Origin of the sequence: Daejeonella rubra (assembly GCF_900103545.1) — a bacterium.
GTDB lineage: Bacteria > Bacteroidota > Bacteroidia > Sphingobacteriales > Sphingobacteriaceae > Daejeonella > Daejeonella rubra.
The window spans coordinates 1-8,028 of sequence record NZ_FNHH01000050.1 but is presented as its reverse complement, the minus strand read 5'-3'; the positions used below and the strand labels follow the sequence as shown (position 1 = coordinate 8,028).

The 8,028-nt window shown below is 39.8% G+C and carries 7 protein-coding genes; 3 read left to right on the top strand and 4 right to left on the bottom strand.

The window, feature by feature from the left end:
• Positions 1-191: 191 nt before the first annotated feature.
• Both BLR27_RS18050 and BLR27_RS18045 read right to left on the bottom strand, forming a co-directional pair.
• A complete protein-coding gene (locus tag BLR27_RS18050) occupies positions 192-2,090 on the bottom strand; it encodes a PQQ-dependent sugar dehydrogenase (RefSeq protein WP_090707249.1) in 1,899 nt (632 codons plus the stop codon).
• Positions 2,091-2,723: 633 nt separating this feature from the next.
• A complete protein-coding gene (locus tag BLR27_RS18045) occupies positions 2,724-3,971 on the bottom strand; it encodes a selenocysteine synthase (protein ID WP_090707248.1) in 1,248 nt (415 codons plus the stop codon).
• Between the two features lie 246 nt (positions 3,972-4,217).
• On the opposite strand from BLR27_RS18045, the gene BLR27_RS18040 reads away from it, so the two are divergent.
• Positions 4,218-4,982 (top strand): Eco47II family restriction endonuclease, encoded by a 765-nt coding sequence (locus tag BLR27_RS18040; RefSeq protein WP_090707246.1) that lies wholly within the window; start codon positions 4,218-4,220, stop codon positions 4,980-4,982.
• Positions 4,983-5,009: 27 nt separating this feature from the next.
• On the opposite strand, the gene dcm is transcribed toward BLR27_RS18040, so the two are convergent.
• Entirely contained in the window at positions 5,010-6,278 is a 1,269-nt protein-coding gene (dcm, locus tag BLR27_RS18035) for a DNA (cytosine-5-)-methyltransferase (protein WP_090707251.1), read from the bottom strand.
• Positions 6,279-6,367: 89 nt separating this feature from the next.
• Between dcm and BLR27_RS18030 the strand changes: the two genes are divergently transcribed.
• Entirely contained in the window at positions 6,368-6,844 is a 477-nt protein-coding gene (locus tag BLR27_RS18030) for a very short patch repair endonuclease (protein WP_090707245.1), read from the top strand.
• Between the two features lie 253 nt (positions 6,845-7,097).
• Positions 7,098-7,334, top strand: coding sequence for a hypothetical protein (locus BLR27_RS18025; RefSeq protein WP_090707243.1), 237 nt, complete (start codon positions 7,098-7,100; stop codon positions 7,332-7,334).
• On the opposite strand, the gene BLR27_RS18020 is transcribed toward BLR27_RS18025, so the two are convergent.
• On the bottom strand, positions 7,331-7,717 hold the full coding sequence (locus tag BLR27_RS18020; RefSeq protein WP_090707242.1) for a (deoxy)nucleoside triphosphate pyrophosphohydrolase: 387 nt from the start codon (positions 7,715-7,717) through the stop codon (positions 7,331-7,333). The two genes, BLR27_RS18025 and BLR27_RS18020, sit on opposite strands and share 4 nt — an antisense overlap.
• Positions 7,718-8,028 lie beyond the last annotated feature (311 nt).

Sequence of the window (8,028 nt, the reverse complement as noted above, 5' to 3'; positions counted from 1 at the left end):
AAAGAGGGGAAATGTATGTGGAAAACTATAAGAGAGCAGCCTGAAGAAAATCTTTTTTAAATTAAATTTGGAAATAAGTTAAACCTAGAATACGAACACCTGTGTTATTTTTTAGTTGAAATGGACCTTTGAGAGGTGGAGAAATCTCCTGATTTCAGATTGATCCCAGAAGATTAAATTCACATTCCTCCTTATTTTTTACTCAAACTCTTCCTCGCTGCAGCAACTTCAGCCTCCGTAACCGGTCCGGCCTTATTGCCAAAATTACTTCTGACATAGGTTAGGATCCCTGAAATTTCCTTATCCGTCAGAAAGGAAGCATGTGCCGGCATGGTGTCATTATAGGGCTGTCCTTTAACCTGTATAGGGCCAGTCATGCCATTCAGCACGATATTGATCAATACAGTTTTATCGCTGTTCACCCATTCAGATCCGGCCAGGGGAGGATATCGGTTTCCATCTCCGCTACCATCGGTCTGATGACAGGCCCTGCAGTAAATATTATATGTCAGGGCAGCGTGAACAGGCTTCCCTTTCCTATCCAGATTATCTTCCATCTCATCAGGCGTTTTCAGATAAGAAATTGTGTTTTTACGTTTTTCCATGGCAGCCAGTTGCGTAGCACCAAAAGCAGACTTATCACCTTTGTACATCACCCGCCAGATCTTTCCTAATTGAGTATCCCCAACGTATAAAGAACCATCCGGACCTTCAGCCAAACCCATTGGCCTGTACTTTGCATCATTTGCAATCGCAATGGTGTCTACCCCGGCAAAGCCATCAGCAAATACCTCCCATGGGCCAGTTACCACGCCTTTTTTCATCGGGACAAACAGTACAACATACCCAACCTGAGGGTAAGGGATGCGGTTGGTTGATCCATGCATCGCAATAAATGCCCCTTCCTTGTACCTGGCAGGGAACTGATCACCTTTGTAAAATAAGATATCGTTTGGAGCGAAATGTCCGGGGAAACCAACTAATGGTTTGGGAAGTTTTGCTCCATCACCTTCTTTGATGCCATCTCCGCCATATTCCGGACTCAGAATTTTCTTTTCCAGCATCTGGTCATAATAGTAATAGGGAAAACCTCCGTCAAATCCTTTGTCCACCTTAAAAAGCTCATCTGCCGGAAGCATGGTGCTTTTCCATGGTGAATAAAATTCAGGCCAGAGCAAGCGGAAATCATCCCTTCCATGATGCACCGCATAAAGCGACTCTGTGTCATCATCCCATGCCATTCCCACAATACTTCTCATTCCTGTGGCATATCTTATTCCGTCGCTTTGCTTCTGATTCAGTTTGTTTTCATCAAACATCCATATCCCACCATGGTCTACCATATCCGGACAAGGATCTAATCCCGGAGAACCGGGCCGTCTGTTCTCTGTCTGGCAGGAATTGGTTCCGATACCCCATGAGACAAACATATGGCCCTTGCCATCAAATGAAAGGGCTTTGGCCTGATGTTCATGATAGGGAGGCTCATCGATCACCACCGTTTCCATTTCACCGTCGGGCACCAGTTGACCCGGTTTTAGTTTACTTCGGTAAACAGCCAGTTCGGAGCTATAGTAGAGATAACCATTATGTATTTTCATGGCCGTTCCCCTGTTGCGGTTCTCATATTTACCCCAGATCTTCACAGTATCGGCCTTGCCATCACCGTTCACATCCCGCAGGGCTGCATTACCAAAACCATCGGTAGTTGGAGTCCTGAGTTTGACGTAAATATCTCCGTTATCATTCACCGCCAGATGCCGGGCACCTACATAATTGCCTGCAGGCTGGTTATTTGGGCGACTTAGCTGAGTGCTTTTGGGTGCTCCTTTAATTTCAGGGGGCGGTGGGGTGTAAATGGCAGATTTCGAGAGCTGACTGACTTTCTGCGCGATAATAGAACCACCGCCAATACTGTCAACCACTACAAGGGCTTCAAATCCACCGGGTAATATCAAACCGCCATTATCTTTGTCGCCGGGAGGTAGCGCAGTTTCTTTGGAATTACAGCCTATCGCCGCAAATGAGAGAAAAATTAACAGGTAGGTCAGCTGTAAATTCAATCCCTCAAAAGAATAAATGTTTTTCATCAGAATATAATTTGTTTTTTAATGGTTATGAAGCTTGCATGAGCTTATTCATTCCGGTTTGTGAGCGGTAAGCTCATGCAGGTTTCATGGAATTAAATTAATCTATTAATGTTATAGTTTTAAATTAAATCGGACCATATTATGCTTGCGTAAGGATTTTTTTACAAAGAAGGCCTGTTAGGTGGTTCTGATTTGTAAAATCTATTGTTTCACAATCCAAAAATTTATAAGTGGCTGTTTGTCAGAATTTTTACCGGCTTGCCAGGTACATGGTGCAGGAGTGTTTTTTGGGAATTTATTTAGTTTTTCATCAGAATATAATTTGTTTTTTAATGGTTATGAAGCTTGCATGAGCTTATTCATTCCGGTTTGTGAGCGGTAAGCTCATGCAGGTTTCATAGGTCTTCCTGGACTCCGCGCTGTAGGGGGTTTGGGATTGGGGGCTTTTTATAAAAGGAATTTGTCGTCATCCGATAGCTATCGGATTCGCAGGAGGCACGACGGAGAAATCTGTTGCAATGAATTGGCTTTTGAATTGAAAAAACTGCCCCAAGGCATGAGATTTCTCCACCTCTCAATAGTACCTTTCAATCAAAATTTAGCACAGGTGATCGAAACGACGAATCTTTATTATCAAACTCTGACTTTCAAAAACTCCTCCCTCAACCTCCTGGCCACAATTTTATCTTCACCGGGCTGCATCATCCAGACGGTAATGGAAACTGAATTAGCTCCTTTTGCTCCGGGTTTCGGTGGTGTGGCTTGTCCCTTGAATATAGGCAAACCCGAAAACCCTGCCTCAATGGATGGATTACCATTCCGCAAGCTTTCCCGAAGCTCATTTCCAGTGAGTTTGATCTTGCTGTCATCCCAGGTGATTCTTAGTGAAGGGGTATGATTACCAAGTGGGTTTACAGTAATATTGGTGCTGATCCCATCGATCTCCTTCACAGCATTTTCAATCAGGGCAATACCCGCTTCCCATTTTTTCCACTCCTTATCATGATCCATGGAGATCATATTTTTCAAAGCCACATAAGCGCCCAGGATCTCTTCCTTATTTACCTTATGCCCTCGACCAATGGTTACCGCTCTGGGTGGTGCGCTCAAACGTGCTGCTTCGATCAGGTGTTTCCTGCCCATTAAATAACCGGTGCTCTGTGGTGCCCTTACTGCCTTGCCTCCTGAAAGGAAGACCAGGTCAAAGCCCATATCATTAAATCGCCATAAATTTTCAACCGGCGGAACATCAGCCGCAATATCAATGGATGTAGGAATATTGTGTTTTTTGCCCACTTCGATCCATTCCTCATGCTTTATTTTACCCCCATTCACGGCAATATTCAGGAAATGCATCATCGCTGTTTTCTCATTGATGGCGTGCTCCAGCTCTTCTCTTGTTTCTACGGTGATGATCTTACAGCCAGTGAGTATAAATGCCTGTGTATAGGCATCTTTATGTGCTTTCTGGCAGATCACTTCCGATTTCATGCCTTCCAGATTGGGAAGCTGCCCCACTTTTTTCATATCCATTCCGGTAAGTACCCCCGCCAGACCGAGTGTCATGGCAGAATAAGCCCCACTGGTAACTGTCGCCGCTTCCGCATGGGTTATTTTAGCGATCTGCTCACCCACTTTATCCTGCAGCTCATCCAGCATGCAAAACTTATTGACCGAGCTGTTGATAGCCTTCAAAACCTTGTCCTGCATAATACTGCCGGTCATATAGGTTAAGGTTCCCGCCGCATTGATAAAGGTGCGGATGCCCAGTTCCTTATACAGATCTTCTGCCGGAGCAGGTTCTGCCTGTAATGAAAGATTGTTTATTCCGCCTGCAAGGGGCAGGAGGCTGAGGGATTTGAGGAGTTGACGGCGTTTCATGGGGGGTATATTAAAGATTTTAGAGGTATAAAGTTGTAAGAATAATTGTATTTTTTACTTGATTTTTTAACAATTATCATGAGTTTGTTTAGAACAATGATGTGATCTATAGTAATGATTTAGTTAAGTTGATGGCTATAGATGGTTTCAAATTAATTATTTACAATATCTTTATGAGGTGTAATATCCAAATTGTTGATTGCATATTAGCAAGAATGTAGGATATTGAAGTAAAAAAAAGCTATAATGAAAAATATTTATCTCAATTATATATCAGACGAACACTTATTTAAATGCATTTCAAATTTGCATCGGTCATATATAAATGCTAAAAATAATATAGACAAAAGAAAATTTTACAAAAACAAAGTCGACACGATAAAATTAACTTTTGACACCAAGTTTAATGACATAAGTGAGGGGGATATGATTGAAGCGGAAGTTCTTAGGCAGATAGATAAATCAATTAACAATTTTCTTGGAACATTTCATGAAGAGATACTTGGTGGAATTAATGGATTTGAAAGAGGTAATTTAAGCGGGTTTGATATACGAGCTGAGGATAATACATTATTCGCTGATATCAAAAATAAACACAACACAATGAATAGTAGCTCAGCTGAAAGTCTGTTTCAAAAATTAGCACAATATGCCAATACTTATAAGAAGGCAAATTGTTACTGGGTGCAAATTTTAGCAAATAAGAGCTTTAATACACATTGGAATGGAATAATAAACGGAAAAGAATATAGTCATAGCAGAGTATTTAAAATTTCAGGTGATCAATTTTACAAATTAGTTACTGGTCAGGATGATGCTTTTTTTCAATTGTACAAAATATTGCCTTCGGCAATAGATCATTACTTACGAACTTTACAGCCATCAGAAGAGATTGCGCTTAATTCTGCACTTTCTGAAATAGGTGAAGAAGTTGTAAAATCAAATAGAACAATTATTGATCAGGTTACTTTTGATAACTACCCTTATTATTTGGGTTTTGATGGATTATAACTTCATTATAATAGGATAAATCGACAATTAAACATTTTGGTGCTGAATAGCCAATTCGTTTTCTTCTTTATGTTTTTGTACCAAGTTTAAGAATTTGACAATAGAGAATCCAATTTCTCTCGCCATGTTAACAGGAACTGCATTACCAATTTGTTTATAATGAGCCGAAACAGGACCCGCAAATTCCCACTCATCTGGGAAGGTCTGTATTCTAGCATATTCTCTTACTGTAAATGGTCTTGTTTCATCAGGATGACATCTTTCAGTTTGTTTTTGGGCAGGGCTGCATGTTAATGTTAGAGATGGTTCTTCCCAACTTATTCTTCTAGCCATACCAGTTTTCCCACCACCTAAATAAAAGCTTTTTTGCATGTATTGTTTTTGAAGATCTAATGGGAGGTCTCTCCAATAGCCCCCTGGAGGAATTAAATCTAATATTTTCCTCTTAGATTCAGGATACTTTGCACCAGGAGAGGGTGGGACATCAGTAGAATAAAGGTCGCCTTTTTTCAAAGCATGTTTTAATGTAAAAATCTGCTTGGATGGTTTTGGATATTCAAAATCATATTCAATATCCTTCCTAATCCCTACGAGAATTAGTCTCTCTCTCTTTTGTGGGACTTTAAAATATATTGCCTTAAGCACCTTTGGTTCTAGTACTCTATATCCCAGTCCATCTAAAATAGAAATCATTCCTTTGAGGGTGTCTCCAGAATCATGGCTCAATAAACCTCTCACATTTTCACCAATACAAATTTTAGGGCGAGTTTCATCTACAACTCTTGCGAATTCGTAAAATAATGTTCCCCTAGCATCCTCAAGTCCTAATTTTTTGCCTGCATAACTAAAAGATTGACATGGAAATCCACCTGTTACAACATCTATTTTTCCTTTTTGGCTTATAAAAGACAAGTCTTTTATATCTCCTTCAAGCACATTCCAATTTGGCCTATTAATTCTTAGTGTTTCTGCCGCCCAATGGTCAATTTCATTTAAAGCAATGCATTTTAAGCCAGCTTGTTCGAGCCCTATTGCCAACCCCCCCGCACCAGCAAACAACTCTAGTACATTAAATGATCCTTTGGGACTAATTGTTGAAGTTTCAGTATCGTTATTAAATAAATAGCTTAGCTCATCGAAAATTTTAAGTTGTTCTTTTTTGTAGATCCTATAGTTACTCATTGGCTCCCGGAGTGCCGTTAATTTCCCATTGTTATCCCATCTCCTTAAGGTCTCCGGACTTTTACCCAAGAGTTCTGCAACTTCTGATAGAGAATAGTAATCTTTTATACCCATATTATACAACATTATACATGGTTACAAATATATTTGTCTTGTTCAAAGAAATGAAATACTAATAAAATTAGTTTTCCACAATTATTTATATGTCAGATAATAAGGAAGATAAAATAATAGTGCCAAGGTTCGAGGAGGCGAGCGGCTTTTATACAACTAAGCAAAGGAGCCGCATTATGTCAAAAATTAAAGGAAAAAATACTGTCCCTGAAATCTCATTGCGTAAAGCACTTTACACCGAAGGTGTAAGATATCGTATTGTTAATAATGATCTACCTGGGCGACCAGATATTGCTATTCGAAAATATAGATTAGCTGTTTTTGTTGATGGTGAATTCTGGCATGGTCATGATTGGGAAAATAAGAAAGAGAAAATCAAAACGAATATTGCATTCTGGATACCTAAAATTGAAAGGAATATGCAGCGTGACGTCCAAAATAACAATAAATTGGATCTGTTAGGATATAAGGTATTCAGGTTTTGGAGTAAGGATATTAAGAATAATTTAGAAAGTTGCGTTCAAGAAATTTTATTGTACATAAATAGTCAAAAGATGCCTTGTTAGGAATACTGTTATTGTTAAATTATTGGGAATTTTCTCTTCAGCATTTTATTGATGATAATGATAATGTTCCTACTTCGAATGCGACTCATGTTGTATGAGCGGGTTTCTTTGGAGTGGACGTCGGCCATAAATTATTAAACTACAATCTTGTCTGAATATTGTTTAAACCTTGTTTAAGGCATGCTTATTGAACCGATTTATCTTGCTTTTCTCCTTTTATTTTCGTATATTAATTCGATCAATTAAAAACGATATGGATTTCAACGAGCACCTTAAACTTTCCGGCTGGAACTACAGAATCATGGAACTTCGTGGTGATGAACTGTTAAATGAGTTGAACAGCTGCAGCCGTGAAACCGTCATTAACTGGTTGCAATGGAACGATCGGAATGGTGTTTATACCGATGAACAATCCATGAAAGAATTCGGTAACATCCTATCCCGGGAGGAAGGAATAGAAATCATGACCCGTCAGATCCTGAATTCTTAAGAGCAATTACCCATAAACTCCCTCACCACCTCCACATCCGCATCCGCCCAATCCAAATCTAACAAATCCTTCCTATCCAGCCATTTATAATCAGCATGTTCTTTTAACAAGATCTCGCCGCCAGTCTGCCGGCAAATAAAAGGAATCAGCCGGATGGATTTATCGGGATAATGATGATCATTGGCACTTAGTCCATCAATAATTTCAATATCGATATTAAGCTCTTCCTTTATCTCACGGATCAGGCTGGCTTCCGGCGTTTCATTCGCTTCGATCTTCCCACCAGGAAATTCCCATTTTAAGGGCAGATGCATAATCGAACTGCGCTGCGTGACCAGGATCTGGTTTTGGGGGTTTAGGATGATGGCGCAGGTTACTAGCATTTTCTGTTGTCTGAGGTCTGAAGTCTGAGGTCTGAGGAAATTGTGCTGGTTTGAAATTAGCGAATTTTAATTGGGGAGAAGAATTAGAGGGATGAGGTCCGAAGTCAGAGGTCTGAATAAATACTGCTGGTTTGAAATTAGCAGTTCATCGTTCTGGTTCCTGGTTCTTTTGTCAGAGGTCTGAGTAAATACTGCTGGTTTGAAATTAGCAGTTCAATTGTACTTCCCTAATTAGAGTTGACCGGTTTCTAATAGTTTTTCATTGTTAAAAATAGTAAACCTTGGCTTAGAAAAAAGTTTATTATTAAACC

Excerpts from the sequence above, each read along its gene's own strand:
- BLR27_RS18050 (WP_090707249.1), bottom strand. The coding sequence starts at position 2,090 with ATGAAAAACATTTATTCTTTTGAGGGATTGAATTTACAGCTGACCTAC.
- BLR27_RS18045 (WP_090707248.1), bottom strand. The coding sequence starts at position 3,971 with ATGAAACGCCGTCAACTCCTCAAATCCCTCAGCCTCCTGCCCCTTGCA.
- BLR27_RS18040 (WP_090707246.1), top strand. The coding sequence starts at position 4,218 with ATGAAAAATATTTATCTCAATTATATATCAGACGAACACTTATTTAAA.
- dcm (WP_090707251.1), bottom strand. The coding sequence starts at position 6,278 with ATGGGTATAAAAGATTACTATTCTCTATCAGAAGTTGCAGAACTCTTG.
- BLR27_RS18030 (WP_090707245.1), top strand. The coding sequence starts at position 6,368 with ATGTCAGATAATAAGGAAGATAAAATAATAGTGCCAAGGTTCGAGGAG.
- BLR27_RS18025 (WP_090707243.1), top strand. The coding sequence starts at position 7,098 with ATGGATTTCAACGAGCACCTTAAACTTTCCGGCTGGAACTACAGAATC.
- BLR27_RS18020 (WP_090707242.1), bottom strand. The coding sequence starts at position 7,717 with ATGCTAGTAACCTGCGCCATCATCCTAAACCCCCAAAACCAGATCCTG.